The organism is Cupriavidus sp. PB-02 (assembly GCF_058252315.1).
Map to the genome: position 1 here is coordinate 2,928,089 of NZ_CM177695.1, position 25,237 is coordinate 2,953,325.

General features: G+C 69.2%; 26 protein-coding genes. 12 read left to right on the plus strand and 14 right to left on the minus strand.

Annotation, left to right across the window (positions count from 1 at the left end; all coding sequences use genetic code 11):
- Window positions 1–7: 7 nt before the first annotated feature.
- The gene (locus AC10V3_RS34065) at window positions 8–955 is read right to left on the minus strand and encodes a LysR family transcriptional regulator (protein ID WP_022539822.1); all 948 of its coding nucleotides are present in this window, start codon (window positions 953–955) and stop codon (window positions 8–10) included.
- A 257-nt stretch (window positions 956–1,212) separates the two neighbouring features.
- Here AC10V3_RS34065 and AC10V3_RS34070 point away from each other — a divergent pair, with 257 nt between their 5' ends.
- The 3 genes from AC10V3_RS34070 to AC10V3_RS34080 all read left to right on the plus strand — a co-directional run bounded on the left by AC10V3_RS34070 (window position 1,213) and on the right by AC10V3_RS34080 (window position 2,602).
- The gene (locus AC10V3_RS34070) at window positions 1,213–1,638 is read left to right on the plus strand and encodes a VOC family protein (protein WP_022539823.1); all 426 of its coding nucleotides are present in this window, start codon (window positions 1,213–1,215) and stop codon (window positions 1,636–1,638) included.
- Window positions 1,639–1,722: 84 nt separating this feature from the next.
- Window positions 1,723–1,926, plus strand: coding sequence for a SlyX family protein (locus tag AC10V3_RS34075; protein ID WP_022539824.1), 204 nt, complete (start codon window positions 1,723–1,725; stop codon window positions 1,924–1,926).
- Window positions 1,927–2,047: 121 nt separating this feature from the next.
- Complete coding sequence (locus tag AC10V3_RS34080; protein WP_022539825.1) at window positions 2,048–2,602, plus strand: DUF1439 domain-containing protein; 555 nt, start codon at window positions 2,048–2,050, stop codon at window positions 2,600–2,602.
- Between the two features lie 49 nt (window positions 2,603–2,651).
- Here AC10V3_RS34080 and AC10V3_RS34085 read toward each other — a convergent pair whose 3' ends face one another.
- The 5 genes from AC10V3_RS34085 to AC10V3_RS34105 form a co-directional block, all read right to left on the minus strand.
- Window positions 2,652–3,548 carry a DMT family transporter gene (locus AC10V3_RS34085; RefSeq protein ID WP_041681874.1) on the minus strand — a complete coding sequence of 299 codons (897 nt, stop codon included), beginning with the start codon at window positions 3,546–3,548 and terminating at the stop codon, window positions 2,652–2,654.
- A 402-nt stretch (window positions 3,549–3,950) separates the two neighbouring features.
- Complete coding sequence (locus tag AC10V3_RS34090; RefSeq protein WP_454753518.1) at window positions 3,951–4,820, minus strand: NAD-dependent protein deacetylase; 870 nt, start codon at window positions 4,818–4,820, stop codon at window positions 3,951–3,953.
- Entirely contained in the window at window positions 4,817–4,996 is a 180-nt protein-coding gene (locus AC10V3_RS34095) for an oxidoreductase-like domain-containing protein (RefSeq protein ID WP_051370045.1), read from the minus strand. Before AC10V3_RS34095 ends, AC10V3_RS34090 begins: the two co-directional genes overlap by 4 nt.
- Window positions 4,997–5,105: 109 nt before the next feature.
- Window positions 5,106–5,432 (minus strand): hypothetical protein, encoded by a 327-nt coding sequence (locus AC10V3_RS34100; RefSeq protein WP_022539829.1) that lies wholly within the window; start codon window positions 5,430–5,432, stop codon window positions 5,106–5,108.
- Window positions 5,433–5,478: 46 nt separating this feature from the next.
- Complete coding sequence (locus AC10V3_RS34105) at window positions 5,479–5,745, minus strand: hypothetical protein (protein WP_349605168.1); 267 nt, start codon at window positions 5,743–5,745, stop codon at window positions 5,479–5,481.
- Between the two features lie 217 nt (window positions 5,746–5,962).
- On the opposite strand from AC10V3_RS34105, the gene AC10V3_RS34110 reads away from it, so the two are divergent.
- The 4 genes from AC10V3_RS34110 to AC10V3_RS34125 all read left to right on the plus strand — a co-directional run bounded on the left by AC10V3_RS34110 (window position 5,963) and on the right by AC10V3_RS34125 (window position 10,380).
- Complete coding sequence (locus tag AC10V3_RS34110; protein WP_022539831.1) at window positions 5,963–8,257, plus strand: patatin-like phospholipase family protein; 2,295 nt, start codon at window positions 5,963–5,965, stop codon at window positions 8,255–8,257.
- Between the two features lie 273 nt (window positions 8,258–8,530).
- Window positions 8,531–8,965, plus strand: coding sequence for a YeeE/YedE family protein (locus tag AC10V3_RS34115; RefSeq protein ID WP_041681875.1), 435 nt, complete (start codon window positions 8,531–8,533; stop codon window positions 8,963–8,965).
- Between the two features lies 1 nt (window position 8,966).
- Window positions 8,967–9,395 carry a DUF6691 family protein gene (locus AC10V3_RS34120; protein WP_022539833.1) on the plus strand — a complete coding sequence of 143 codons (429 nt, stop codon included), beginning with the start codon at window positions 8,967–8,969 and terminating at the stop codon, window positions 9,393–9,395.
- A 136-nt stretch (window positions 9,396–9,531) separates the two neighbouring features.
- Window positions 9,532–10,380 (plus strand): IclR family transcriptional regulator domain-containing protein, encoded by an 849-nt coding sequence (locus AC10V3_RS34125; protein ID WP_022539834.1) that lies wholly within the window; start codon window positions 9,532–9,534, stop codon window positions 10,378–10,380.
- 76 nt (window positions 10,381–10,456) lie between these two features.
- Here the strand turns inward: AC10V3_RS34125 and AC10V3_RS34130 are convergent, their stop codons facing one another.
- Window positions 10,457–11,248 (minus strand): flagellar brake protein, encoded by a 792-nt coding sequence (locus tag AC10V3_RS34130; protein WP_022539835.1) that lies wholly within the window; start codon window positions 11,246–11,248, stop codon window positions 10,457–10,459.
- A 188-nt stretch (window positions 11,249–11,436) separates the two neighbouring features.
- Window positions 11,437–12,324 carry a LysR family transcriptional regulator gene (locus AC10V3_RS34135; protein WP_022539836.1) on the minus strand — a complete coding sequence of 296 codons (888 nt, stop codon included), beginning with the start codon at window positions 12,322–12,324 and terminating at the stop codon, window positions 11,437–11,439.
- A 132-nt stretch (window positions 12,325–12,456) separates the two neighbouring features.
- On the opposite strand from AC10V3_RS34135, the gene AC10V3_RS34140 reads away from it, so the two are divergent.
- Window positions 12,457–13,080, plus strand: coding sequence for a LysE family transporter (locus tag AC10V3_RS34140; RefSeq protein ID WP_022539837.1), 624 nt, complete (start codon window positions 12,457–12,459; stop codon window positions 13,078–13,080).
- Here AC10V3_RS34140 and thpR read toward each other — a convergent pair.
- From thpR to AC10V3_RS34155, 3 genes are read right to left on the minus strand one after another with little or no spacing between them, the layout of a single operon-like run.
- Window positions 13,064–13,633 (minus strand): RNA 2',3'-cyclic phosphodiesterase, encoded by a 570-nt coding sequence (gene thpR, locus AC10V3_RS34145; RefSeq protein WP_490923973.1) that lies wholly within the window; start codon window positions 13,631–13,633, stop codon window positions 13,064–13,066. The genes AC10V3_RS34140 and thpR overlap by 17 nt on opposite strands.
- A gap of 28 nt (window positions 13,634–13,661) precedes the next feature.
- Window positions 13,662–14,222 carry a methylated-DNA--[protein]-cysteine S-methyltransferase gene (locus AC10V3_RS34150; RefSeq protein WP_454753522.1) on the minus strand — a complete coding sequence of 187 codons (561 nt, stop codon included), beginning with the start codon at window positions 14,220–14,222 and terminating at the stop codon, window positions 13,662–13,664.
- A complete protein-coding gene (locus AC10V3_RS34155) occupies window positions 14,219–15,718 on the minus strand; it encodes an AlkA N-terminal domain-containing protein (RefSeq protein ID WP_022539840.1) in 1,500 nt (499 codons plus the stop codon). Before AC10V3_RS34155 ends, AC10V3_RS34150 begins: the two co-directional genes overlap by 4 nt.
- 187 nt (window positions 15,719–15,905) lie before the next feature.
- On the opposite strand from AC10V3_RS34155, the gene AC10V3_RS34160 reads away from it, so the two are divergent.
- Together AC10V3_RS34160 and AC10V3_RS34165 are read left to right on the plus strand one after the other, a co-directional pair.
- Window positions 15,906–18,764, plus strand: coding sequence for a M16 family metallopeptidase (locus AC10V3_RS34160; RefSeq protein ID WP_022539841.1), 2,859 nt, complete (start codon window positions 15,906–15,908; stop codon window positions 18,762–18,764).
- A gap of 229 nt (window positions 18,765–18,993) precedes the next feature.
- Window positions 18,994–19,371 carry a hypothetical protein gene (locus AC10V3_RS34165; protein WP_041681876.1) on the plus strand — a complete coding sequence of 126 codons (378 nt, stop codon included), beginning with the start codon at window positions 18,994–18,996 and terminating at the stop codon, window positions 19,369–19,371.
- Window positions 19,372–19,501: 130 nt separating this feature from the next.
- Here AC10V3_RS34165 and AC10V3_RS34170 read toward each other — a convergent pair whose 3' ends face one another.
- From AC10V3_RS34170 to AC10V3_RS34180, 3 genes are all read right to left on the minus strand, one after another.
- Complete coding sequence (locus AC10V3_RS34170; RefSeq protein ID WP_490923974.1) at window positions 19,502–20,062, minus strand: hypothetical protein; 561 nt, start codon at window positions 20,060–20,062, stop codon at window positions 19,502–19,504.
- A 32-nt stretch (window positions 20,063–20,094) separates the two neighbouring features.
- Entirely contained in the window at window positions 20,095–21,252 is a 1,158-nt protein-coding gene (locus tag AC10V3_RS34175) for an acyl-CoA dehydrogenase family protein (RefSeq protein WP_022539844.1), read from the minus strand.
- Between the two features lie 121 nt (window positions 21,253–21,373).
- On the minus strand, window positions 21,374–23,170 hold the full coding sequence (locus tag AC10V3_RS34180) for an OPT/YSL family transporter (protein ID WP_041682261.1): 1,797 nt from the start codon (window positions 23,168–23,170) through the stop codon (window positions 21,374–21,376).
- 196 nt (window positions 23,171–23,366) lie between these two features.
- On the opposite strand from AC10V3_RS34180, the gene AC10V3_RS34185 reads away from it, so the two are divergent.
- Window positions 23,367–25,049, plus strand: a complete 1,683-nt coding sequence (locus AC10V3_RS34185) for an FAD-dependent oxidoreductase (protein ID WP_022539846.1) — start codon at window positions 23,367–23,369, stop codon at window positions 25,047–25,049.
- Complete coding sequence (locus AC10V3_RS34190; RefSeq protein ID WP_022539847.1) at window positions 25,039–25,218, plus strand: hypothetical protein; 180 nt, start codon at window positions 25,039–25,041, stop codon at window positions 25,216–25,218. The genes AC10V3_RS34185 and AC10V3_RS34190 overlap by 11 nt, the downstream gene beginning before the upstream one ends.
- The last annotated feature ends 19 nt before the right edge of the window (window positions 25,219–25,237 follow it).

The following is a 25,237-nucleotide window of genomic DNA, read 5'->3' on the forward strand; positions in this document are numbered from 1 at the left end:
TGCGTTGTTACGGCGCCGTGCTGGCTACGGCGCCGCCTTCGCGCGTGGCGACCACACGCGGATCGTTCAGCAGGAACTGCGCGAACGCCTCGGCAAACGCCGGCAGCTTGCCATCGGCGCGCACGATCAGGTTCAGTTCGCGCAACGCCCAAGGCTCGGCCAGCCGCACGCCGACCACGCGCGCCTCGCGCAGCGCCTGGGCCGCCACGCTGCGCGGCACCAGCGCCACCCCGACCCCGGCTTCCGCCAGCGACAGCACCGCATCGAAGCTGTGCGCGTGCAACCGCACGTTGGGACTTTTGCCCGCGCGCTGCGCCATGTCGCGCAGGAACAGGAAGTTGCTGCTGGTGCGGCTCATGCATACGAAATCAAACGCCAGCGCCGCGCCGAAGCGCACCTCCGGCTCGCGCGCGAGCGGGTGGTCGGCGGCCACCGCCAGGATCAGCTCGTCGCGCGCATAGCGCACCGAGCGCACGTTGGCGGTGTCGCCAGTGCTCTGGTAATCGCCGGCCAGGATGCCGACGTCGGCCTCGTGCGCCGCCACCGCCGTCAGGATCGACTGGCTGGCGCGTTCCTCCAGGTCGATGTTCACATCCGGGTTGGCCAGCAGGAAGCGGCTCACGCTCGGAATGATGAAGCCGTTGAGCGAGCTGCTGTTGGCCAGCAGCCGGATATTGCCCTTCAGCCCCGCCGAGAAGCGTCCGACTTCGCCATGCATGCGCTCGACGCCAAGCAGCAGTTCGCGCACGTGGACCAGCAGCGTCTCGCCGGCCGGCGTCATCTCCATGCCGCGCGCACTGCGCACGAACAGTGGCGTGCCCATCGCATGCTCGAGGTTCTTCAGCCGGTAGCTGGCGGCTGACGCGGTGATATGCGTGGCCAATGCGCCGCCGGAGAGACTTTGTGCGTCGGCAATCGCCTGGAACAGGCGCAGGTCGGTCAGTTCGTAACGCAAGGCGGTCCCGGATGTCTAAAGGGGTCAGGCGGAAGCAGGTTCGCGGCCATTCTAGTGCAGCGCGCCGCGCACGGGCGCAGCAAAACCAGGCTTTCGGTTGATGTGGACACCGCCCACTTTCTTTGCTAAGGTATTGTGGACGGCGTACACAAAAGCGTGCGCCAGTCGCCGTCGCCTGGCGGCGCACGCGCCTTGCCGATATCCACGCTGCCTTCTTCATGGCTGTCTTCCGGGGCGGCCCACTTACAGGAGTTGTCATGCAAGTCCAGCCCTATCTCTTCTTCGAAGGTCGTTGCGACGAAGCTGTCGAGTTCTACAAGAAGACCCTTGGCGCCAAGGTCAACATGCGTATGTCGTTCAAGGAGAACCCCGAGCCCCAAAAGGCCGACCCCGGCTGCCAGCCTCCGCCGGGAACGGAAGACAAGGTCATGCACATGGAGTTCCAGGTCGGCGACAGCGTGATCATGGCCTCCGACGGCCGCTGCTCGAACCAGCCGAACTTCCAGGGCTTCGGCCTGGCGATCAACTACCCTGACAAGGCCGCGGTCGAGAAGGCCTTCAACGGCCTGAAGGAAGGCGGCCAGGTGGTGATGCCGCTGGACAAGACCTTCTTTGCCGAGCAGTTCGGCATGGTCACAGACCGTTTCGGCATCATGTGGATGCTGCTGACCGCGCCAAAGTAAGCGGGATTTACGTGGGTTTCCCGGTGGGGACGCGCCCCGGGCTTACAATGCGCCGCCTGCCGGAGAAACCCAAGAGACCACGCCATGGACGACCGCATCACCGAACTCGAAATCAAGCTCGCCTTCCAGGAAGACCTGCTTGAAACCCTGAACGCCACCGTGGCCCGCCAGCAGCAGCAGATGGACCTGCTGCAGGAGCAGTTTCGCGCGCTGTACCAGCAGGTGCGCAGCGCCGCCACCACGGCCGCCGAGGCCGATCCCCAGCAGGAAATCCCGCCGCACTACTGATCGCCGCGGCCCGCTCCGGCACGGGCCCATTGGCCATGTGACGGAACGCCATCCTATGCGCGCGGTCTGACTGGCTGACTCCATCCCTTGACGCGCCTGCCAGGCGCGCACCATCCGCCACATGCGCCTGCACCCTCCCCTGTTCCTCGCCGCGGCCGCCATCGCCACCGCCACCTCCGCACTGGCCGGCTATAACGTCTGGACCGGCGAATACACGCTGAGCCGCCTGGAACTGCAGACCGCCATCGAGCAGCGCTTCCCGGCCACGCTGCGTTATGCCGAAGTGGTCAGCGTGCAGCTGAGCCATCCGCGCCTGGTGCTCGATGAGGCCAACAACCGCGTGACCACCCAGCTCGACGCGCGCCTGACCAACGCCTTGCTGCCTTCGCCGCCGGTGAACGGCAAGCTCTCGCTGAACAGCGGCGTGCGCTATGACGCGGCCAAACGCGCGGTGCTGCTCGACAACCCGACCGTGCAGCAGGTGGAAGTGGCCGGCATGGCCCAGTATCGCGAGCAGCTCAATGCGATCGGTGCGGTGGTTGCGCAGCAGTTGCTGAAGGACTATCCGGTGTACACCTTCAAGCCCGAGGAATTGCGCTTCGGCGGCCAGGAGGTGGAGCCGGGCGCGATCACGGTGGGCAAGGACGAGGTGCGGGTGGAGGTGAAGCATCGGTAGGCTACACCGGCGTGCGGCCAGCGTCCGTCCTCGCATGCTCACCCCGGCCTCAACCCCGCCCACCGCGGAACACCAGCGCGAGTCCCGCCAGCACCGCGAACATTCCCGCAATCGCCAGCGGCGCCATCCGGTTGCCCAGCAGCAGGTAATCCAGCAACGCCGTGCCAGCGGGCACCAGGTAAAACAGGCTGGTCACGTTGACCAGGTTGCCCGCGCGGATCAGCCGATAGAACAGCAGCGTCGCGCCGATCGAGATCCCAAGCGTCAGCCACAACAGCGGCAGCGCGAACGCCAGCGATGGTTCGAATGCAAAGGGCTGGAACGGCAGGCACAGCAGGCATGCCGCGAGGCTCGCGCCGTACTGCAGCGGCAGCACCTCGGCGGGCGCGCGCGTGATGCGCTTCTGCAGGATCGCGCCCACGGTCATGCTGGCGAGCGAGGCCAGCGCGCACAGCACGCCCGCCAGCGACAGCCGCGCCAGCAGCAGGCTCTCGGCCACCACCAGTGCCAGCCCTGCAAGCGCCAGCGCCAGTCCGGCCAGGCGTAGCGCGGAGAAGCGCCGCTCGGTCAGCAGCAGCGTCAGCATCGGCTGCGCGCCGAGCACGGTGGCCAGAACGCCGGGCGTCATGCCGTGGTCGAGGGCGAGGAAGTAGAAAACGGAATAGCCGCCGATCAGCAGCAACCCGGTCAGCGCCGCGTGCAGCCGTTCTCCGCGCGGCGGCAGCATCCGATGCCGCGCCAGGTCGATGGCGCACAGCACGGCAAGCACCAGCGCAAAGCGCAGCGTCAGCAGGCCGAACGGCGTGGCGTGGTCGAGCGCCAGCCGGGCGGCAATGGCGCCGCTGCTCCACAGCAGCACGAACAGCGGCGTGGCCCAGACGGAGGCCTGGTTACGTGTGTCGGTCGCTGCGCCCAATTGCGCCGCGCAGTCTTTTTCGATCGTCATGGAGGTCATCTGTCGTCAGCATGGCAGGCTCCGGCGCAGGCGTGCGCACGGGCGACGACAGGCGCGCACAGGCGTGCGGCTGCCGTGCGCGCAGGCACACGGTTGCGGAATTACCGGAGACGAGGGGGGCTGCGGTGCGTGCCCGTCAGCCGCGCAGCGGCGGCGGGGGCGGGTGCGCGCCGCCGGAGAACGGCGGCGGCGGTGCGACAGAAGCGAACGCAGGCTGGCGACGCGCGCACGGCAACGCGTCGCACGGGGGCGCGGCGTTGACGGGGCGTTGGCGGTCTGCGGTCATGGCGGGATTCGGGAAAAGACTTCGAACAGAAGGTCTGGCGATGCTATGCCTGTGCGGCGGCCGCGTCAACGGCGTCTTTCGAAATCTGTGAGCGCTGCGGCCAGCACTCAGGCCGGCGCGCCTTGCTCCAGTTGCTTCACCAGCGCCTGCAGCGCCGGCGCACAACCCGCCTCGACCTTCAGCGCGAGCATCGCATCCGCGCGCGTGGTGCCGAGATTGAGTGCCGCCACGGGCTTGCCCATCTGGCCAGCCCACACACAGAAGCGGTAGCCGGAATAGACCATCAGCGACGAGCCCACCACCAGCATCGCGTCCGCGGCCTCCAGCGCCGCACGCGCGGCATCGACGCGTGCTCGCGGCACGGACTCGCCGAAGAAGACCACGTCTGGCTTGAGCACGCCGCCGCAGCGCCCGCACTCGGGCACGCGAAACTGCGCGAACAGCGGCGATTCGAAATGCACGTCGCCATCGGCGGCAGGCTCGGCGATCACGTCGCGCAGCGCGGCGTTCTGCGCAAGCAGCCAGTCCTGCAGGCCGGCGCGGTCATGGCGTGTGCCGCAGTCCAGGCAGATGGCGCTGGCCAGGCTGCCGTGCAGCTCGATCACGCCTTGGCTGCCGGCGCGCTGGTGCAGGCCGTCTACATTCTGCGTGACCAGTGCGGTCAGCCGCCCTTGCTCGCCGAGCCGCGACAACGCATGGTGCGCGTCATTGGGCTGCGCTTGCCACGCCACCGGCCAGCCCAGCATGCTGCGCGCCCAGTAGCGCTGGCGTCCGGCGTGCGAGCCGAGGAAAACCTGCAGCGTGATCGGCGGCGAGCGCTGCCACTGGCCGCGCGCATCGCGGTAGCCGGGGATGCCGGAGTCGGTGCTGATGCCGGCGCCGGTCAGCACGAACAGGCGTGGATGGCGCTGCACGAAGTCGAGCAGCGCGGACTCGGCGGCTTCAGCGGCCCGGGGTGAATTCAGCGGCGCGTTCAACTGGCCGGGTCCTCGGCATGGCGCGCCTCCCAGGCGCGCAGTTCCTCGCGGTAGCGGTCCAGCTCCTGGTAGTAGTAGTCGAAGATGCAGGGATCGCAGCCGGAGCCGCAGCATTCGTCATCGCCCGGGCGCTCTGGCGGCGCCGGGCGGGGGTCGTCGGGGGGCACTTGGGACACGTACGGCTCGCGAAAACAGGCAAATGGCGGATCAGCCACCAGTATATTCCCGTCGGCCACACCCCGCCTGCGCACCCCAGCCGTGCGCCGCACGTGCGCGCCGCGCCGCTCAGTGGCTGAGCAGCACCTCGCCCACCGGGATCACCAGCGCCGTGCCGGCCAGGCAGGCGATGTCGTCATCGGCAAGCCAGCGCGACACCAGCCGCGCCAGCCTGGCGCCGATGCGGTCGAGTTCGGTGGCGTCGGCCAGGTAGACGGCATCGATCACGCTCTGGTCGAACTGCAGCGCAGCGCTCATGCGGCAACGCCCGGGCGAGCCTTCCGGCTCGGCCTGCCAGCTGATGTACACCTGGCTGCCGCCACCGGGGCTGTATTCGGCCGACATCGGAAAGAGCCGGCAGGTATGCTCGCGGGTCCACTCGACAAGGGCAGTCATGGCGATTCCCCCTCTGGCGGGTCAGCGTGCCCGCCGGTGCGCCGCGTCAGCGGCTCAGTACGTGGTAGAGCCAGTCGTGCGCGCGTGCCGGCACGCCCAGCGCGCCGGCATCGATGCGCCGGCCCTGCACGCGCAGTGCGCCGCCGTGCAGGGCATCCACTGCTGCCTGGGCATCCGGGAACCTCCCCATCACGCCATTGCCCAGCATCAGCATCCAGTCCTTCTCGCGTGGGATCAGCGTGAGCTGGCCCGCGGCGGTCTGGCAAAAGAAATAACCGTACACACACCCCCCAGTAACCTTGCCTGCGTCCATCTTAGTCGTTGCGCAGGCCATGCGCGGCGCACGGCTGGCGTGGGCGCGGCGATCTGCACGCTTCCGTGCGGGGTGATGAATTGTTTTTGCACGGTGTGCCGAACACGGCCCCGAATGGGGCGTTTTGCCCGAAGATAGCCCAAGCCCCGACCCGGCCCCGGACAGGCAGGGAAACTGGCGTACACACCATTGCGCCGACAGCGGACATGACAAAACCATGAAGGCAGCCACCTCCCAATGGTTGCGCACCCTGCTGCTGCCCGCGGCCTTCACGCTGGCGGCCGGCGCAGCCGTGGCCGCGGACGTCCCATCTCCCGCCAAAGCGTCGGGCAGCGGCGCTGCCGACCCGTCCACTGCATTCGCCACGCCACTGGCCGCCGGGCGCACGCGTCCGCGCATCTGCCTGGTGCTCTCTGGCGGCGGCGCACGCGGCGCCGCCCATATCGGCGTCCTGAAGGTCCTCGAAGAACTGCGCATCCCGGTCGACTGCATCGCCGGCACCAGCATGGGTTCGCTGGTGGGCGGCGCCTATGCCACCGGCATGTCGCCCGCCGAGATGGAGCGGCTGGTCGGCGGCCTGAGCACCGACAAGATCTTCAAGGAACGCCCGCCGCGCCAGGACCTGACCGTGCGCCGCAAGCAGGATGACTTCACCAACCTGGTTACGCCGGAGATCGGCGTGCAGGCCAAGGGCCTGCTGCTGCCCAAGGGTGCGGTCTCCGGCGTGCAGCTGGAAACCGTGCTGCGCCAGCTCGCGCGCGCGCCAGGCTATCGCGACTTCGACAAGCTGCCGATTCCGTACCGGGCAGTGGCCACCGACCTCGTGGCGGGCACGCCGGTGGTGTTCAGCCAGGGCGAACTGGCCAACGTGATGCGCGCCAGCATGTCGGTGCCAGGCGCGGTGGCGCCGGCCGAGTACGAGGGCCGGCTGCTGGTCGACGGCGGGCTCACCGACAACCTCCCGGTCGGCGTGGCGCGCAGCATGGGCGCCGATATCGTGATCGCCGTGAACCTGGGCACGCCGCTGATGAAGCGCGAGGAACTGAACTCGATCATCGGCGTGACCGGCCAGATGCTCAATATCCTGACCGAGCAGAACGTGCGCGCGTCGCTGGCCTCGCTGCGCCCCACCGACGTGCTGATCGAGCCCGCGCTGGGCGAATTCTCCGCGACGGATTTCGACCACCTGCTCGCGCCCGTGCCCATCGGCGAGGCCGCCGCGCGCAAGGTGGCCGACCGGCTGGCCCCACTGGCTCTGCCGCCGGCGCAGTACGCGCAGCTGCGCGCGGTGCAGCAGGCGGTGCTGCCACCCGACACCCGCCCGGTGGACGAGATCCGCATGGCGCCGCTGCATCGGGTCAACCCGGAGTACGCCACCGCGGTGATGGAGACCAAACCTGGCGAGCCGGTCGACCAGGCCACGCTCGACCAGGACATGCGCCGCCTGTTCGGCACCGGCGACTTCGAGCACGTCAACTACGGCATCCTGGAAGAGCCCGGCAAGCGCGTGCTGGTGGTCAATGCGGTGGAGAAATCGTACGGGCCCGACTACCTGCGCTTCGGGCTCGGGCTCAGCTCGGACTTCCGCGGCGATGCGTTCTTTAACCTGGTGGGCAGCTACCGCCGCACCTGGCTGAACTCGCTGGGCGCGGAATGGCGCACCGACCTGCAGGCGGGCCAGACGTCGTCGCTGACCAGCGAGTTCTACCAGCCGCTGAACACGCGCCAGTACTTCTTTATCGCGCCGCGCATCGAGCTGGAGCGGCGCCCGGTCAATATCTTCCAGGGCAGCACGCGCATCGCCACCTACGACCTGCGGCGCTTCGACGTGGCGCTGGACGTGGGCAGCCAGTTCACCAAGTATGGCGAGCTGCGCGTTGGCGTGCAGACCGGCACCCTGGACGCCACGCTGAGCACCGGGCCGGCGGTGCTATCTCCCGGGCCGGGCGATATCCGGCGCGGCGCCATCACCGGGCGGCTGTTCTTCGACCAGCTCGACAGCGTGGACTTCCCGCGTTTCGGCTATGCGGCCTCGGCCCGGGTGTATGCCTCGCAGCCGGGGCTGGGCGCCGACGACACTTACGTCAAGGCGCAAGCCGACGGCGTCTATGCGCACTCATGGGGCAACCATACGGTTTCGCTCGGCTTCAAGGTCGGCAGCAATATTGGCGGCAATCCGCTGCCGCGATATGACTTGTTCCAGTGGGGCGGCTTCCTGCAGCAGTCTGGGTACGCCACCGGGCAACTGCTGGGCGGCAACCTGCAGTTCGCGCGGCTGATGTACTACAACAAGCTGGCACAGCAGACCCTGCTGCAAGGGGTCTATGCCGGCTTTTCACTGGAAGCCGGCCGCATGGGCGCTCCGCTGGTGCCGGGCAGCCCGACCGGGCTGCTCAAGTCCGGCTCGGTCTTCCTGGCACTGGACAGCCCGCTCGGACCGCTCTACCTCGCCTACGGCCGCGCCGCCGCGCGCACGTACAGTTTTTACCTGTACCTGGGCAAGCCGTACTGAAGCGGTGGCCGGCTGTCTGTGCGCCAGGCAACCCCCACCAAAGTTGTATGTAATGTCTTAATCCAAATGTCTATACTTTTCCTGTCACCAAGACCCCCTCTTGAATGACGACCCTTCCCCGGTCGCCGCTTCCCAGCGGTGACTTTTTTTATGGGCGTTCGCCCCGCATGCGGCGCATGGCTGCCCTTGGAAGACGGGCCCTGCGCGCGACCCTACGACGCCTATAATCCCCGCCTCGGGCCGCGCTGGCGGCCGTTCCGGCTGACATCCCCCATGCAAATCGATTTCACCCATTTCACGCCCTGGCTGTCGCTGGCCGGCGGGCTGGTCATCGGACTGGCCGCGGCGCTGATGATCCTGGGCCTGGGCCGCATTGCCGGCATCAGCGGCATCGTCGGTGGGCTGCTGATGCTGCCGCACGGCGACACCCGCTGGCGCGTCGCCTTCGTGGCGGGGCTGCTGCTGGCACCGTGGCTGGCCAACGCGCTTGGCGCGATGCCGCAGGCGCATATCGATGCAAGCTGGGGCCAGGTGCTGGCGGCGGGCCTGCTGGTCGGCATTGGCACCCGCTACGCGGGCGGCTGCACCAGCGGGCACGGCGTGTGCGGCTTGTCGCGGGGTTCAGTGCGCTCACTGGTGGCCACGCTGACCTTCATGGCGGCCGGCTTCCTGACGGTGCTGGTGCAGCGCCACCTGCTGGGTAGCTGACATGGGCGCGCTCCTTCCGACGCTGTTTGCACTGCTGGCCGGCCTGGTGTTCGGCATCGGCCTGATCGTGTCCGGCATGGCCAACCCGGCCAAGGTGCTGGGCTTCCTGGACCTGGCGGGCGCCTGGGACCCGTCGCTGGCCTTTGTGATGGCCGGCGCGGTGCTGGTCGGCGTGGTGGCGTTTGCGCTCGCGCGCCGGCGCGCTCGCTCCTGGCTGGGCCTGCCGATGCACTGGCCGACCGCCTCGGCGGTGACGCTGCGGCTGGTGCTGGGCAGTGCCGCTTTCGGCGTGGGCTGGGGGCTGGCCGGGTTTTGCCCGGGCCCGGCGCTGGTGGCGCTCGGGGCGGGCTATGCCAAGGCGTGGGGCTTTGTCGGGGCGATGTTGGGGGGCATGGCGCTCTACGAGATCGCCGAGCGCCAGCGCGGCTGAGACACCGCAGCGGGGCGACGCGGGCAGCGGGCGGCGCACAAACCCAGTCGGGAACGCATCCGGGGCTGGCCCCCGCCGCCAAGCCGGTTTAAGATTGCGCGATTATCGAACAACGACCCGAGACGCCACCCCGCCTATGGAAGTCCTCCGCCCCATCGGTCTTGGCCATGCCCAGGCCGACACCGTCCGCGTTGCCCGCCCCCAGGCCGACCTGCTGAGCAGCTTTGCCGGCGATCCCAACTTCATGCTGTCGCTGGCGCGGGGGCTGACCGTGCTGGAAGCCTTCTCGGAGCGCAAGCGCCCGCTGACGATCTCGCAGGTGGCGCAGCGCACGCAGCTCTCGCGCGCCTCGGTGCGGCGTTGCCTCTATACGCTGGAGCAGCTGGGCTACGTCAGCCAGCAGGACGGCCAGTTCGCGCTGCGCCCGCGCGTGCTGCACCTCGGGCATGCATATTTCTCGTCGACCTCGCTGGTCTCGCTGGCGCAGCCGATCCTGGACAACCTGAGCGCGCGCATCCATGAAACCTGCGCGCTGGCGATCCTGGACGGCACCGACATCCTGTACCTGGTGCGCTCCGAAGTGCAGCGGGTCCTCAACTACTCACTCGGCATGGGCAGCCGCCTGCCCGCCTACTGCACCTCAAACGGCCGGCTGCTGCTGGCGCACCAGCCCGCCACGGTGCTGGACGGCTTCTTCGAGCATGCCGAACTGCGCCCGCGCACGCTGCAGACCAAGGTCTCGCGCCAGGAGCTGGAAGCGTGCTTCGAGCGCGCGCGCGAGGTGGACTACGTGATCGTCGACGAAGAGCTGGAGCCGGGCCTACGTGCGATGGCCGTGCCGGTGCGCTCGGCCTCGGGCATCGTGCTGGCAGGGCTGAGCGTGAGCGTGCGCGCCGCACGCGTGTCGGAGGCGGAGATGATTACGCGGCTGCTGCCGCCGATGCGCGAAGCCGCCGCGGCGATCGGCCGGATGGTCGGCTCCTGATCCCTTTCCTACCTTTCTTGCGATAGCGAGCTGCGTCGCGCGCGTCGGCCCGCGCGAGCGGGCCGCTCCCGCCGGCTCAGCCGCGGTGCGCGAGTTCCAGCGAGAACACCAGCCGCTGCAGGAAGTTCTCCATGCGCCCGTCCGGATTGACGAAGGCGCAGCCGAAATGGTGGATGGCGTTGTCGTCGTGGCCCACCAGCCAGTGGCCGACCACCTGCAGGTCCAGCTCGAGCTTGCCCAGTTCGCGGAAGTCCAGCCGGCACGTGCCGACGGTGGTGCCCACCGGCAACTGCTCGTCCGTGACCGTCTTCGAACGCAGTCCCACACCTGACAGCGACAGATCGGCAATGTCCAGGCACAGCGCGGTGTTGTCCGCCTTGCGGATCTCGCAGCGGTAGCCCTTGGTCACCAGCGTGCGCGCACGGAAATGCCGCCGGCGCTGGAAGTGGTAGAGCTTCTCCGGGAAGCTGACGACAAAGGCCGGCCCCTGCTCAAAGCGCGTGGCAGCCGGCTGGCCCACCACGAAGTTGACCGGCACGCCGCGCAGCAACCCCGAGAAAGCGTTCTCTTCCGAGGTCATCAGCGACTGCCGTTCGGCATCCGCATTGCACCAGTCGAAGACAAAGGTGCGATCGACCGGATCGACCTGCAGGATCGACGTGACGAACTGGTGCCCGGTGCGCGTGCGCACGCTCAGCATGCACTTCTGCCACGACAGGTCGCGCAGCACGGTGCCGATCTGCGAGTTGTGCGTCAGCCGGTAACGCTCATCGGGCGGCGCAACGGCCTCAAGATCGGATTCGGCACCGGGTTCAGCGCCGGATCCGGCATTGGCATCGGAGGGCCCGGAGGCATCGTGCAGGGTCATGGTTCAAGCAACGTCTGGAATGGCGGGAAGCCGCCGGGGCGGGAGCGCGGCAGCAAGGTCGGCCTGCCGTCCGCGCGCCGCATGTTAAGTGCGCGCCCCTGCGTCCGGCAAGGCTCATGGCGACACCTTCGGCAAATCTGTGGCAGAACTTGAGCACAGACTTACGGGGGGTAGCGCAGGCGCCGCTTTCAGGCGTGCGGCGGCGCTGGTGAAGGGGCACCAAGCGTTGCCTGCGCCTCTTCGCGCAGCCAGGCCAGCAGCACCAGCCGGCGCGTGTCGAGCTCGAACGGCGCTGGCGATAATAAATGGTACGCCGATCCGTCGGCAACGAAGCCGAACGGCGCCGCCAGCCGGCCATCGGCAACCTCGTCGGCCGCCATCAGCTGCGAGGCCATGGCCCAGCCCAGTCCTGCAGCGGCGGCCTGCAGGCTCAGGTAGAAGTGCTCGTACCAGGCGTCGCCATCCAGCTGCAGCGAGGCCGCGGCATCCCCGCTGGCGCCCCGCCAGCGCTGCCACGCGTCGGGCCGCGTGCGCGTATGCAGCCGCACCGGCACGACCGGGGAACCGGATCCCGGCCGGCACACGGGCCCCACCCGTTCCTGCGCCACCTCGCGCGCATGCCAGCGCGTATCGAAAGCAAAGTCATCGCGCCGCAACGCCAGGTCCGCGCCGCTGCGCGCGAAGTCGATCGGCCCGCCGGCGGCCATCAGGTGCAGCGGGATATCCGGGTGGCGCGCGGCAAAGCGCGGCAGCCGCGGGATCAGCCAGCGCATGGCGACGGTCGGCTCGCACGACAACACCAGCGCGCGCCCCGGCGGCTGCGTGCGGATGCGCGCGGCGGCGCCGGCCAGCACCTCCATGGACTGCGTGGCGGCGGCAAACAGCGTGCGCCCGGCCTCGGTCAGGAAGACGCCGCGGTTGCGCCGCTCGAACAGCGCCACGCCCAGTGTCTCTTCCAGTTGCCGGATCTGCCGGCTGACCGCGCCATGGGTCAGGTGCAACTCCTGCGCGGCGCGGACAAAGCTCTCGTGGCGCGCCGCGGCCTCGAAGAATCGGATCCAGCCCAGCCAGTGCATCGGTCAGTTTTTCTCACGAATTTGCGCGAGTATATATCGGTTGTGGTGGCGTGGATCGTTACGCAGAATTGGGTACGCTTGGATCGGCCGATGTGCCGATCTGTAGATAACTGCAACTAAACCTGACAGAAAATGATCCCAATCGCTGAATTGCTGGCGGTCGCCGCCGTGACCGTGCTCGCCGTCGTCAGTCCCGGCCCGGACTTCGCCATGGTCACCCGCAACAGCTACCTGTACGGCCGGCGCGCGGGCCTGCTGAGCGCCCTGGGCATCGCACTCGGCGTACAAGTGCATGTGCTCTATACGATGTTCGGGGTGGCGGTGCTGATGGCGCACGCGCACAGCGTGCTGACGGCGGTGAAGGCGCTGGGCGCGGCGTACCTGGTGTGGATCGGCATCCAGACGCTGCGCAAGCGGCAGGCGCTGGCGGTGGACCTGCAGGGCGCGCGAGCGCTGCAGCCACTGGCCGCGCTGCGCATGGGCTTCCTGACCAATGCGCTGAACCCGAAAACCACGCTGTTCGTGGTCAGCACCTACACGCAGGTGGTCGATGCGCACACGCCAGTGCCGGTGCAGTTCGGCTATGGCGCCTTCATGTCGGTGGCCCACCTGGCCTGGTTCAGCCTGGTGGCGTGCGTGTTCACCGCGCCGGCGCTGCGCGCGGCGATGCTGCAGCGCCAGCGGCTGCTGGACCGCACCATCGGCTCGGCGCTCTGCGGGCTGGGGGTGGCGCTGGGGTTCAGCAACCTGGCGTAGGGGCTGCCGGCATCAGCGGCCACGCTCCTTGCACCAGGTGCTGGGGGCCCTGCGGGCTGAGCCGGCTTTCGAACAGCACCACGCGCTGCACGGCCCACGGCTCGCTCGCCAGCACGCGCTGCGTATCGAGCCAGCCGCGCAGCACGCTTTCCGGCACCGATGGCCGGCAGCGGGCCAGCGTCAGGTGCGGATGGAAGCGCCTGCGCTCCGGCACGATGCCCGTGCCATCGGCCAGCGCTTGCCCGACCGATGCGTGGAGCGCGCGCAGTGCGTCCAGGCCTGGCCCGGGCGCGAGGCCGGCCCAGAGCACCGCACCCTGGCCGCTGCGAAAACGCCCGGTACCGAGTGCCTGCAGGGAGAACTCGGGCGCGCGAATCCGGTCGAGTGCGGCTTCGACAGGCCCGGCAAGCGTTTCGGACTCGCCCAGGAAGTGCAAGGTCAGGTGGACCTGCGCCGCCGGGACCGGCCGGATGCCGCTGGCCGCCGGCAGGGTCGACAGCAGCCGTGCCGCCCGTGCGGGCGGGACTTCCACGGCGATGAACAGACGCGGCATGGCGAGCGCTCGACGGATGGCTGCGCGCTCAGTCCGGGACCAGCGCGAAGTCAGCCGGCACGAGCGCCGCCGCCGCGCGCACCACCGGCAGCTGCTGCGCGGCGCCGAGGCCTTCGCGTTGCAGCAAGGCGCGCTTGCGCTCAACGCCGCCGGCATAGCCGGTCAGCGCGCCGGCGCTGCCCAGCACGCGGTGGCAGGGCACGATCACCGACAGCGGATTGCGCCCCACCGCGCCGCCGACGGCGCGCGCATGCGTCGGCGGCAGCCCCAGCATGCGCGCGAGTTCGCCATACGACGCAGTCGCGCCGCACGGGATCGCCTGCAGCGCTTGCCATACGCGTTGTTGGAAGGCGCTGCCGGCGAAGCGTACCGGCACGGTAAAGCTGTCGCGGCGGCCGGCGAAGTACTCCGCCAGTTCAAGCGCCGCGCGGTCGAGCACCGCGGCTTCGGTGGGCGGCACCTCGCGGCTGTCGGCGATGCCCTTGGGATGGTATTTCTGCCCTGCAAAGTAGACACCGGTCAGGTATGTGCCTTCGGCGCGAAGCAATATGGTGCCCAGGGGGCTGTCGATATGGCGATAGCTGGTCATGGGATGGTCTCCGGTTCGGTCGCTGCGGCGTCTTCCGGCTGCGCGGCCGCGTTGTCCTTCAGCGCCTCATAGCGATGCCACAGGTGAATGGCCGCGTACGCGCGCCATGGCGCCCATTGCGCGGTGCGTTCGTGCATCGCGCGCACGGTGCTGACGCCCAGCACCTTGCGCAGCGCGTAGTCGGTGCCCGGGAACGCATCCGGCCAGCCCAGCGCGCGCATCGCGACATACTGCGCGGTCCAGTCGCCGATGCCGTCGATGGCGCGCAGCGCGGCCACGGTCTGCTCCGGCGGCGCGTGGGCATCGAGCGCCAGCGTGCCGTCTGCCACGCGCTGCGCCAGCGCCTGCAGCGTGCGCGCCTTGCCGGCCGGCACGCCGGCGTCGCGCAGCGTCTGCGGCGATAGCGCGGCAAGGGCCGCGGCCGTGGGAAATGCAAAGCGCAGTCCCGCCGGTGCGGTGTCCGGCAGCGCCTGCCCGGCGCGCGCGGCGAGCGCGCCCAGGATGCGCCGCGCGTGGACCACCGAGATCACCTGCCCCACCACCGCGCGCACCGCGATCTCGAAACCGTCGACGCTGCCCGGCAGCCGCATGCCCGGCACCGCCTGCGCCAGCTCGCCCAGGTGGCGGTCGACCACATCGGGGCGGCAGCCCAGGTCGCACAGCCGGCGCACCTTGCCCAGCGCCTGCGGAATCACGCGCGCCAGCGACGCCGACAGCGTCACGCGCAGCACCAGCCGGCGCGTCACATGCTCGATGCGCACCCAGCCGACATGCGTGCTGCCGCCGGCCTCCACCTGCAGCGTGCGCGCGTAGGCCCCGTCACGGACCTGTTCGATGCCATCGACCGCACGCGTGGCCAGGAAGCCCAGCCATGCGTCCCACGCCAGTGGCGGCCGGTAGCCCAGCTCGAACACCAGCCGGTCGGCGACGCCTTCGGCGGCGCGGCGGCGCAGTGCCACCGGGGTCAGCCCATAGCGCGTCTTCAGCACATCGTTGAAACGGCGCACGCTGCCGAAGCCCGCCGCCAGCGCCACCTCCGTCACCGGCAGCGCGGTATCGGCCAGCAGCCGCTTGGCCAGCAGCAGGCGCTGTGTCTGCGCGTACTCCAGCACCGACACGCCGAACTGCGCATCGAACAGGCGCCGCAGGTGACGCTCGGTGACGCCGATGCGCGCGGCCAGCGCGGCCACGCTGCCTTCGGCCATGAAGCCTTCGTCGATCAGCGTGGCCGCGGCCTGCGCCAGCCGGCCCGAGATATCCGCCAGCCCGTGCCCGGGCGCCAGCTCCGGACGGCAGCGCAGGCAGGGGCGGAAGCCGTGCTTCTCGGCCGCCGCGGCGCTTTCATAGAAGCTGCAGTTCTCGCGCTTGGGGGTACGTACGGCGCACACCGGCCGGCAGTACACGCCAGTTGACGACACGCCCACGAAGAAACGCCCGTCGAAGCGGCGGTCATGCGACGCCACGGCCTTGTAGCAGGTATCGGGATCGAGGTTCATGATGGCATGCTACCGCTTCAGGCGCGCGCGTACCCGCTGGATTCGGACATTTCCCTCTGGCATGCGGGCGTGGGCTGCGGCACAGTTGGAGGCATGGGCAGCGGCTAGAATTGCACTTCACGCCAATGCCCGCGCCGGCCCGCCGACTTCCCTTGCGGCCCCGGCCTACGGCTCTACCGGAGACGCCATGCGCCGTTTTGCCCTGCACTTGTCCGTGATCGCCGCGCTGGCCAGCGTGCCCGCGCTGGCGCAGCCTGTGCAGACGCCGGCCGCCACCGCGGCGGCGCGAGCACAGCAGGTCGCATCGGTCGAAGGCATCACCGAATACCGCCTGCCCAACGGGCTGCGCATCCTGCTGGCGCCGGACGCGGCCAAGGCCACCACCACGGTCAACATCACCTACCTGGTCGGCAGCCGCCACGAGAACTATGGCGAGACCGGCATGGCCCACCTGCTCGAGCACCTGTTGTTCAAGGGCACGCCGTCGCTGCCAGGCAAGACCATCCCGACCGAGTTCGCGCGCCGCGGCATGAGCGTGAACGGCACCACCGCGCAGGACCGTACCAACTACTTCGGCACCTTCAGCGCCAACGACGACAACCTCGACTGGGCACTACGCACGGAGGCCGACCGCATGGTCAACAGCGTGATCTCGCGCGCCGACCTGGACAGCGAGATGACCGTGGTGCGCAACGAGATGGAAATGGGCGAGAACAGCCCGGGGCGCATGCTGACGCAGCAGACCATGGCCGCCGCCTACCGCTGGCACAACTACGGCAAGGCCCCGATCGGCGCGCGCAGCGATGTCGAGCACGTCAGCATCGACAGCCTGCGCGCCTTCTACCGCCGCTACTACCAGCCCGACAATGCGGTGCTGGTGGTGGCCGGCAAGTTCGATCCCGCCGCCACGCTGACTCGCATCGAGCGCTACTTCGGGCCGATCCCGCGCCCGACGCGCGTGCTGCCGCCCGAGCATACGGTCGAGCCCGCGCAGGAAGGCGCGCGCGAGCTGGTGGTGATGCGGCCCGGCGACAACAGCCTGGTCGCCGCGCAATACCACGTCAGCCCGGGTGCGCATCCGGACAGCACGGCGCTCTCGCTGCTGACCATCATCCTCGGCGACACGCCGGGCGGGCGGCTGTACAAGGCGCTGGTGGAGCGCGGCCAGGCCGTGTCGGTCGGCACCGCGCTCTATGCGATGAAGGACCCGGGCGCACTGCTGCTCATGGCCGAGACGTCCAAAGACCAGCCGCTCGCGGCAGCGCGCGCCGGGCTGATCACGCAGGTCGAGGGCTTTGCCGAGGCGCCCGTGACCGAGGCCGAGCTGGAACGCGCGCGCGTGCGCATGCGCAACGCGTACGAGCACTACATGAACGATCCCGGCGCACTCGGCGTGGCGCTGTCCGAGGCCATCGCCAAGGGCGACTGGCGCCTGTTCTTCGTCGCGCGCGACCGCATCGAGACCACCACGCTGGCCGACGTGCAGCGCGTGGCGCTGAACTACCTGCAGGCCTCGAACCGCACCGTTGGCCTGTTCGTGCCCGCCGAGCAGCCGAAGCGCACGCAGGTGCCGGCGGCGCCGGACGTCGCGGCGATGGTCAGCAACTACCAGGGCAGGCCGGCACCGGCCGCGGTAGCGCCGTTCGACCCCAGCCCCGCCAATATCGAGGCCCTCACCACGCGCCAGACGCTCGCAAATGGCATGCAGCTCGCACTGCTGCCCAAGCCCGCGCGCGGCGACGTGGTGCACGGCGTGCTGGTGCTGCGCATGGGCGACGTGCAGAGCCTGCAAGGGCTGACTACGGTCGGTGCGCTGACGGCATCGATGCTCCGGCGTGGCGCGGCCGGCATGGACCGCCAGCAGATTTCAGACCGTATCGAGGCACTGCGCGCGCGCGTCGGCATCTTCGGCGGCTCCGAACGCGTGACGGTCAGCTTCGAGACGCGCCGCGCGCAACTGCCCGAAGTGCTGGCGCTGCTGCGCGATATCCTGCGCGCACCGACCTTCCCCGAAGCGGAGTTCGAGACGCTGCGCAAGACCAGCGTCGCCGAGATCGAGAGCACCCAGCGCCAGCCGGGCGTGATGGCGTCCAACGCGCTGGGCCGCCACGGCGACCCCTATCCCTCAGGCGACCCGCGCCACACCCGCACCTTTGCCGAGAGCATCGCCGACCTGCAGGCCGCCACGCTGGCGCAGGTGCGCGACTTCCACGCGCGCTTCTACGGGGCCGGCAACGCACAGCTGAGCCTGGTGGGCGACTTCGATGCACAGGCCGCCGCGACGCAGGCCGCGCAGCTGTTCGGCGACTGGACAGCACCGCAGCCCTATGCGCGGGTGGACCGCCCCTTCGTGCCGATCACGCCGGCCGAGTTCACCCTGTCCTCGCCTGGCAAGGCCAACGCCGTGTATCTCGCTTCCACGCCGATCGACCTGACCAACGACTCGCCGGACTATGTGCTGATGATGATCGCCAACCGCGTGCTCGGCGGCGCCAGCCTGCGCGGCCGGCTGGCCGACCGGCTGCGCCAGCAGGAAGGGCTGAGCTATGGCGCGAGCAGCTGGGTGCAGGTGGGCGCGCTCGACCGCGCGGGGCGCTTCGGCTTGCAAGCGCAGTACGCGCCGCAAAACCTGCCGCGCGTGCAGCGCGCAGTGACGGAAGAACTGGAGCACTTCGTACGCGACGGCATCACGGGGCAGGAACTGGCCGAAGCCGTCAGCGGCCTGCTGCAGCAAGGCATGGTCAGCCGCAGCAGCGATGCGGCGCTGGCCGGCACGCTGGCCAACCAGCTCTACCTGGGCCGCACCATGGCCTTCACCGCCGAACTCGAAGAACGGTTGCGCAACGCCACCCGGGAAGCAGTCAACGCCGCCATCCGCCGCTATATGCAGCCCGGCGGGCTGTCACGCGTGTATGCGGGCGACTTCAGCGGCGCGGCGGCGCAGGCCGGCGCCGCCAGCAACGCCGCGGGCGGGAACGCGGGCAATGCAGCAGGGGCAAACCAGGGCAACGAAGCCACCGGCGCCACACCGGCTGCGCGCCCGTGACATACGTTCGAAACAATATTCGGCTGCACTGGCGGGTGTCGCGAGCGTGGTAAGCGCAGTAAGCGCGATAAGCGCGCGATAAGCGCGATAAGCGCGCGATAAGCGCAAGGCCGACCGGGTGCGGCGCGAAACAATGTGCGATTGCTGGCGCCGCTGCGGCGCAAGGCCCTTGCCGCGACCCCGGGTTGACTGTATATTCGTACAGTATAAGTCGATATAAGAGGTGTGGATGTCAATCGTGCGAGCTGGCAGCAAGGCAGAAGCGCTCAGGCTTCTGTCCTCGGAAGACGTGCTGGCGCTTGAGCTGGACTACGAGACCGGATGGCAGGACGCCGTCGAACTCGGCAGGCTCGGAGAAAAGCGCGGTATCAAGGTGCAGTATCGCGGGCAAGAAAGCATTGCCGTCCGTTCCCGCGAAGCCCTGATCGAAGGGCTGGCCAAACCCAAGACCACGTTCCGTCAACGCAACCTGTATTGCCAGTTCGATCTCGGCACGCTGGCGGACCATGAACTGCTCGACCTCGAAGCCAAGGCTACGCGGCTCGGAGACTATATCCTCGCGGGCCACCTGCTGCGCGATGTCGATGGCGTGTGGCCGCCGCAATAGGCGGCATTCGGACACGTCCGCCTTCCGCAAAAAGAAAAGCCGCCATGCAGGCGGCTTCGCTTCGTCATAACTGTAATTTTTTAGCTCGCGCTGAGCACCAGCACAGCGCGCATTGCCCCTGACGGCACGATCAGTGCCACACCCGCGCGGCATTGGCCCAGCGCGCCGCACAGGACTGCGCCACCGCGGGCTCAAGCGTCTCGCTGCTCACATCCGCCGGCGGCGTGGCCTCGGCGTACTCCAGCGCGCTGCGCCACAGCACCGCCGACACCAGCGTCTTGCATTGGCGCCGCTCGCCATGCGCGAGTGCCAGCAGGCGCTCGTAGCCTTCCATCACGATCAACCGGTCACCGTGGCGCGGATGCAGTTCGAGCGTGTACAGGTGGTCGCACTCGCACTGCAGGCGCCCGCCGCTGACCGCGACCACGATGGCGCCGGGCAGCGCGATGCCGCTGGCCTGCACTTCGCCACGCAGGCGCGCCAGGTGCGCATGCGCGCGCGGATCACGTGCCGCCGCCAGCTCCGCCGGCATGGCGCTGAGCGTCATCAGCTCGGCGGGCGACACCGCCAGCGTGTACGCCTGCAGCGTCGGGCGATAGGTCGCCACCACGGCGCGCAGCCGGTGCGGCGCGCCGCCGTCATGCCCTGCCAGCAGCGGGCCGGCCGGCTCGCGGATCTGCAAATCGTTCATGTCGACTCCTGCGGCACCGGGCCGTTGCATTCTCAGTCGCGCAGCAGTTGCTTGGCGATGATCACTTGCTGGATCTGCGTGGTGCCTTCGTACAGGCGCAGCAGGCGCACGTCGCGGTAGAAGCGTTCGGCCTTGTACTCGGCGATATAGCCGGCGCCGCCGTGGATCTGCACCGCGCGGTCGGCCACGCGGCCGACCATCTCCGTACAGAACATCTTGGTGCACGAGGCCAGCATGCTCACTTCCGGGTCGCTCTTGCCGGCGGGCTTGGCGTCATAGCGCTGGGCGCAGTCGCGCACCATCGACAGGCCGGCATAGAGCTCGGCCTGGCTGTCGGCCAGCATCGCCTGGATCAGCTGGAAGTCGCCGATGGGCTTGCCGAACTGCTTGCGCTCCTTGGCATACGCCACGGCGTCGGTGATCAGGCGATGGGCCATGCCGCAGGCCAGCGCGGAGATGTGCAGGCGGCCGCGGTCGAGCACCTTCATCGCGGTCTTGAAGCCCACGCCCGGCACGCCGCCAATGATGTTGGCCGCCGGCACGCGCACATTCTCGAGCACCACGTCGCAGGTCTTGGTGCCGCGCTGGCCCATCTTCTTGTCCGGCTTGCCCAGCGAAATGCCCGGGGTGTCGGCCGGCACGATAAAGGCCGAGATGCCCGACGCGCCCGCGCCGCCGGTGCGCGCCATCAGCGTGAAGGCGCCGGCGCGCGGCGCGTTGGTGATAAAGCGCTTGGTGCCGTTGATGACGTAGTGGTCGCCGTCCAGCTCGGCCTTGGTCTGCAGCGAGGCCGCATCCGAGCCGGCATTGGGCTCGGTCAGCGCGAACGAGATGATCAGGTCGCCGCTGGCGATGCGCGGCAGGTAGTTCTGCTTCTGCTCTTCGGTGCCATCCATCAGGATGCCCTGCGAGCCGATGCCGACATTGGTGCCGAACACCGAGCGGAAGGCAAAGGCGGTATGGCCCAGGTCGTAGACCACATCGCATTCCTGTGCCATCGACAGGCCGATTCCGCCGTAGTTCTCGGGGATGGAGATGCCGAACAGTCCCATCTCCTTCATGTCCGCGACGATCTCGGCGGGCACGTCGTCGGTTTCTTCGAGCGTGTCCTCGGCGGGCTTCAGGCGTTCATCGATGAAGCGCTGCACCGAGGCGCGCAGCAGTGCAAAGGATTCTTGGTCAAGGGCCATGGTGATTCTCCGGGTCAAGCCAGTACGTCAGTCTGGCCGCCAATGGTACGCCTGCCCAGTGATTTGACAATCCACGCAAGATTAGACAGAAGCGTCAATACAATTTGACAATCCCGCCAATTCAATCCCATGTGACCGATAGCAGGCCTGCAATGCCGATCGCTAGTGCCGCCAGCGCATCGCCAGCGATCAAACCACCGCCGACTAGCGACGTGGTGCTCATATCCGGCGGCAACCCGTGGCCGCGTCTTGCCGGTCTTGCCATCGCAGCGGCCACGCTTGCCACCACGCCGCCCGCGGCCATCCAGCCGGCTGCCGCCAGGTTGACGAAACCGCCGAACGAAGACGCATAAGGCGACGGCAGGATCACCGCATCGAGCAGGAAATCCGCCGCCCGCCCCCGGCGGCCGGACTGTGCAAAGCGCTGCCATGCCGGGCGGCCCAGGATAGCCTTGCGCAATACCGCGGTGACAAGCCCGATGGCCAGCCCGATCGCCACCGCAATATGCTGGTCGGTACGGGATTGCGCCAGCCCGTGCAGCACGCCCACGATCTTGTAGGTCATCGCCGAGGTCCAGCGCGCCGGCTGCTGGTCGGCCGGCAGGCTGGTCTGGTCCAGCGCCAGCACCGGGTACGCGTGCATGAACAGCCGCGCCATCGCCACCGCTACCAGCGCGCCCACGACAATGCCCGCCACCTGGTAGCCGAACTGCACCATGCGGTCGCTGCCGAGCCGCCAGCCGGTGGAGCGGTCCTGCTGCATGTCGCTGGCCTCGGCGGTAGCCACCAGCAGTACCGTCGCCGCGATCAGGCCGACGTGCGGCGCGCGGAGCCCGGCGGCGGCCATCAGGATCACGGTCAGCACGAAGGCGGACGAGATCGGGTTCTGGTCGACCATGCCGACCGAGATCCCGTTGACCAGCGCGAATACCAGCACCAGCAGCACCGCCATCAACTGGAAGCCCAGTGGCTGCCCGAACCAGGCGACGCCCGCCGCCACCGTCGCCCCACCCCACAGCAGCGCCCATGCCGCCACCCAGCCCATGTCCGGCCCGCGCCGCGCTGCCGGGCGCTGCCCGGCACGTCCCACCCGCGCCAGCCGCCATTGCCGGCTCGCCTGCGCCAGCAGCAGCGATACATCCAGCAGGGCCGCGCCCATGATCATGCCGAGCGCCACCAGAAAGGTAGCCTTGCGGTAAGGCTCGCCCGGCGCCAGCCAGCCGGCGGCGATGAACCAGGGCGTCATGGCCCAGCCCACCAGCCCGCCCACCAGCGCGGCAATGCCGATGCGCGCCCCCACGATCATGCCGGCGCCGAAGGTCGCCGCCGACAGGTCGAGCGCCGCCAGCCACGGCACGCGTCCGCCGCCAAGCCCGCTGAGCAGCCCCAGCGCCATGCCGCCCGCCAGCCGCGCCACCGAGCGCCGCAGCAGCACCGGATCGGTCAGCGCACGCAGGATATTGGCCACCGCCAGGCCCGATGGAAAGGTCAGCTGCATCCGGTCCACCAGCAGCGGCGTGTACAGCATGCCCACGCCCACGCCGTACATGCCGATGCACAGCATGTACAGCACCAGCTGCCACAGCGGCGGCTGCGCCATGCCCAGCCACGCCATCGCCTGCAGCACCACCGCCATGCCGCCCATGCCCGCCACCGACGCCGCCGCGGTCTGGATGTAGTTGGCGCCGTGGCGCCCGGGCGCGCCGTAGCCCGCCGTCACCACCGAGCCGAGGATGCCGGCCAGCACCTGTCCGCCCACGAAGAAACCGAGCGAGAAATTCATGTACGCCGCCGCCACGCCGCCCAGCGGCCCCAGCACCAGCATGCCGGCCGCGCCAAGCAGCGCGTGGTACTGCCAGCTGCCAGGACGGGGCAGCCAGGCAGCGCGGGGCGCGGCTTCGGTCGGAAGCGTGGGCATGGCGAAAGGCGTGTTGTGCTCCTTGCGAAGCATAGGCGAAGCCCACCTCTTGCCGATGTGCGACTTGTATCGCATTGCGCCGCCCGCACGGCCGCATCGGCCCCCGGGGCGGGGGTAAACACTAGTTTCGTGCGCAACTATTTGGCCGATATAGTTGCGCACACAACCACATTGCAGCGACCCACCGGATCCCGCCATGCCAGACTCCAACGCCCCCCACGCGTCCGTGCCACCGGCACCGCCCCCAACGCCATCCCACCCCTGGCCCGGGCGCGTACCGGTGCTGATTGCCGGAGGCGGCCCGGTCGGCCTGACGCTCGCCGCGCTGCTGGCTCGTCAGGGCATCGCATCGCTGGTGGTGGAAGCCGACGAGGGCTACTGTGCCGGCAGCCGCGCCATCTGCATGTCGCGCCGTTCCCTGGAAATCCTCGGCTGGGTCGGCGCGGACCGGCGCACCGTCGATACCGGCCTGCCCTGGGTAGGCGGGCGCAGCTACTACCGCGATACCGAGGTACTGCACTTCCGCATGCCGAGCGAGCCGGGCGAGCGCTTCGCGCCGATGGTCAATATCCAGCAGTACTACCTCGAGGCCTTCGCCCATGACGCCGCCTTGCGCGGGACCGCGCCGGCCGACGTGCGCTTCGGCGCGCGCGTGCAGGTGGTGCGCCAGCACGGCGATGGCGTGGTCGCGCAGATCCACACCGGCGACGGCGTGGTAGAGGTCGACGCGCAATGGCTGGTGGCCTGCGACGGCGGCCGCAGCACCGTGCGCGAGCAACTCGGCCTGCGCATGGAAGGCACCCAGTACGAAGGCCGCTACGTCATCGTCGATATCGTGCAGAAGACCAGGCGCGAGGTGGAGCGGCTGGCCTGGTTCGATCCGCCCTCCAACCCCGGCTCGACCATCCTGATGCACCGCCAACCCGACGACGTCTGGCGCATCGACTACCAGATCCGCGACGACGAAGACCCGGACGAAGCAGTCAAACCCGAGAACGTGCTGCCCCGCGTGCAGAGCCACCTCGACATGATCGGCGAGACCGAGCCCTGGCGCCCGCTGTGGATCTCGATCTACAACGCCAAGTGCCTCACGCTGCAGGACTACCGCCACGGCCGCGTACTGTTCGCCGGCGACGCCGCGCACCTGGTGCCGATCTTCGGCGTGCGCGGGCTCAATTCGGGGCTGGACGATGCCGGCAACCTGGCCTGGAAGCTGGCATGGGTGCTGCGTGGCCAGGCGCCTGACAGCCTGCTCGACTCCTATTCGACCGAACGCGTGCATGCCACGCGGCAGAACATTGCCTACGGCGCCAAGAGCACAGAGTTCATGGCCCCGCCCGACTTTGCCTTCCGGCTGATGCGCGAGGCCACGCTGCGGCTGGCGCAGCAAGAGAGCGCGGTGCGTTCGCTGATCAACCCCCGGCAGTCGGCGCCGATCGCCTATGACGGTTCGCCGCTGAACGGGCCGTCCGGCTTCGGCGACGACTGTCCCGGTGCGGCGCCCGGCATGCCCGCGCCGGAGGCGCGTGTCGCGGGCGCAGACAGCATCGCCCACCTGACGCAATGCTTCGGCCAGGCGTTCACGCTGCTGTATTTCGGCGAGGGGCCGACGCTGCCCGAACCGCTGGCCGCGCTGGTGCAGGCGCATTCCGATACGCTGCAGGCGCGTGTGATCGTCTCAAGCATCGGCGAGCCCGGGGATGCCGTGCTGGCCGACATCGCCGGCCAGGCCTGCGCCCGCTACGGCGCGCAACCCGGCACGCTCTACGCGATCCGGCCCGACGGCTATGTGCTGGCGCGCTGGCGCGAACCCGCATGGGACGCCGTGCGCGCCGCCCTCGCCCCCCTGATGCAAACCGGAGCCCGCCATGCAAGCTGAAGACCTCGACCTCGCCTACACCCGCCTGTGCGAAGCCATGGGCCGCACCGGCGAAGCGCGCACCCCGCTGCTGCTGGCGATGGTGTGCCTGGGCCTGATGAGCCGGCAGGAGGCGTTGGCGCCGGTGCTCGCGCTGATCGACGAGGCGGAGGCGCGCAGCAAGGCGTAGGGCTCTACAATTCCGACGC

Bases quoted from the DNA above. Each gene is read 5' to 3' on its own strand.
- AC10V3_RS34120 (WP_022539833.1), top strand. From the start codon at position 8,967: ATGGGCGCGCTCCTTCCGACGCTGTTTGCACTGCTGGCCGGCCTGGTG.
- AC10V3_RS34080 (WP_022539825.1), top strand. From the start codon at position 2,048: ATGCGCCTGCACCCTCCCCTGTTCCTCGCCGCGGCCGCCATCGCCACC.
- AC10V3_RS34105 (WP_349605168.1), bottom strand. From the start codon at position 5,745: ATGGACGCAGGCAAGGTTACTGGGGGGTGTGTGTACGGTTATTTCTTT.
- AC10V3_RS34140 (WP_022539837.1), top strand. From the start codon at position 12,457: ATGATCCCAATCGCTGAATTGCTGGCGGTCGCCGCCGTGACCGTGCTC.
- AC10V3_RS34070 (WP_022539823.1), top strand. From the start codon at position 1,213: ATGCAAGTCCAGCCCTATCTCTTCTTCGAAGGTCGTTGCGACGAAGCT.
- AC10V3_RS34180 (WP_041682261.1), bottom strand. From the start codon at position 23,170: ATGCCCACGCTTCCGACCGAAGCCGCGCCCCGCGCTGCCTGGCTGCCC.
- AC10V3_RS34110 (WP_022539831.1), top strand. From the start codon at position 5,963: ATGAAGGCAGCCACCTCCCAATGGTTGCGCACCCTGCTGCTGCCCGCG.
- AC10V3_RS34190 (WP_022539847.1), top strand. From the start codon at position 25,039: ATGCAAGCTGAAGACCTCGACCTCGCCTACACCCGCCTGTGCGAAGCC.
- AC10V3_RS34130 (WP_022539835.1), bottom strand. From the start codon at position 11,248: ATGACCCTGCACGATGCCTCCGGGCCCTCCGATGCCAATGCCGGATCC.
- AC10V3_RS34115 (WP_041681875.1), top strand. From the start codon at position 8,531: ATGCAAATCGATTTCACCCATTTCACGCCCTGGCTGTCGCTGGCCGGC.
- AC10V3_RS34185 (WP_022539846.1), top strand. From the start codon at position 23,367: ATGCCAGACTCCAACGCCCCCCACGCGTCCGTGCCACCGGCACCGCCC.
- AC10V3_RS34075 (WP_022539824.1), top strand. From the start codon at position 1,723: ATGGACGACCGCATCACCGAACTCGAAATCAAGCTCGCCTTCCAGGAA.
- AC10V3_RS34150 (WP_454753522.1), bottom strand. From the start codon at position 14,222: ATGACCAGCTATCGCCATATCGACAGCCCCCTGGGCACCATATTGCTT.
- AC10V3_RS34165 (WP_041681876.1), top strand. From the start codon at position 18,994: ATGTCAATCGTGCGAGCTGGCAGCAAGGCAGAAGCGCTCAGGCTTCTG.
- AC10V3_RS34135 (WP_022539836.1), bottom strand. From the start codon at position 12,324: ATGCACTGGCTGGGCTGGATCCGATTCTTCGAGGCCGCGGCGCGCCAC.
- AC10V3_RS34170 (WP_490923974.1), bottom strand. From the start codon at position 20,062: ATGAACGATTTGCAGATCCGCGAGCCGGCCGGCCCGCTGCTGGCAGGG.
- AC10V3_RS34175 (WP_022539844.1), bottom strand. From the start codon at position 21,252: ATGGCCCTTGACCAAGAATCCTTTGCACTGCTGCGCGCCTCGGTGCAG.
- AC10V3_RS34085 (WP_041681874.1), bottom strand. From the start codon at position 3,548: ATGACGATCGAAAAAGACTGCGCGGCGCAATTGGGCGCAGCGACCGAC.
- AC10V3_RS34155 (WP_022539840.1), bottom strand. From the start codon at position 15,718: ATGAACCTCGATCCCGATACCTGCTACAAGGCCGTGGCGTCGCATGAC.
- AC10V3_RS34125 (WP_022539834.1), top strand. From the start codon at position 9,532: ATGGAAGTCCTCCGCCCCATCGGTCTTGGCCATGCCCAGGCCGACACC.
- thpR (WP_490923973.1), bottom strand. From the start codon at position 13,633: ATGCCGCGTCTGTTCATCGCCGTGGAAGTCCCGCCCGCACGGGCGGCA.
- AC10V3_RS34100 (WP_022539829.1), bottom strand. From the start codon at position 5,432: ATGACTGCCCTTGTCGAGTGGACCCGCGAGCATACCTGCCGGCTCTTT.
- AC10V3_RS34160 (WP_022539841.1), top strand. From the start codon at position 15,906: ATGCGCCGTTTTGCCCTGCACTTGTCCGTGATCGCCGCGCTGGCCAGC.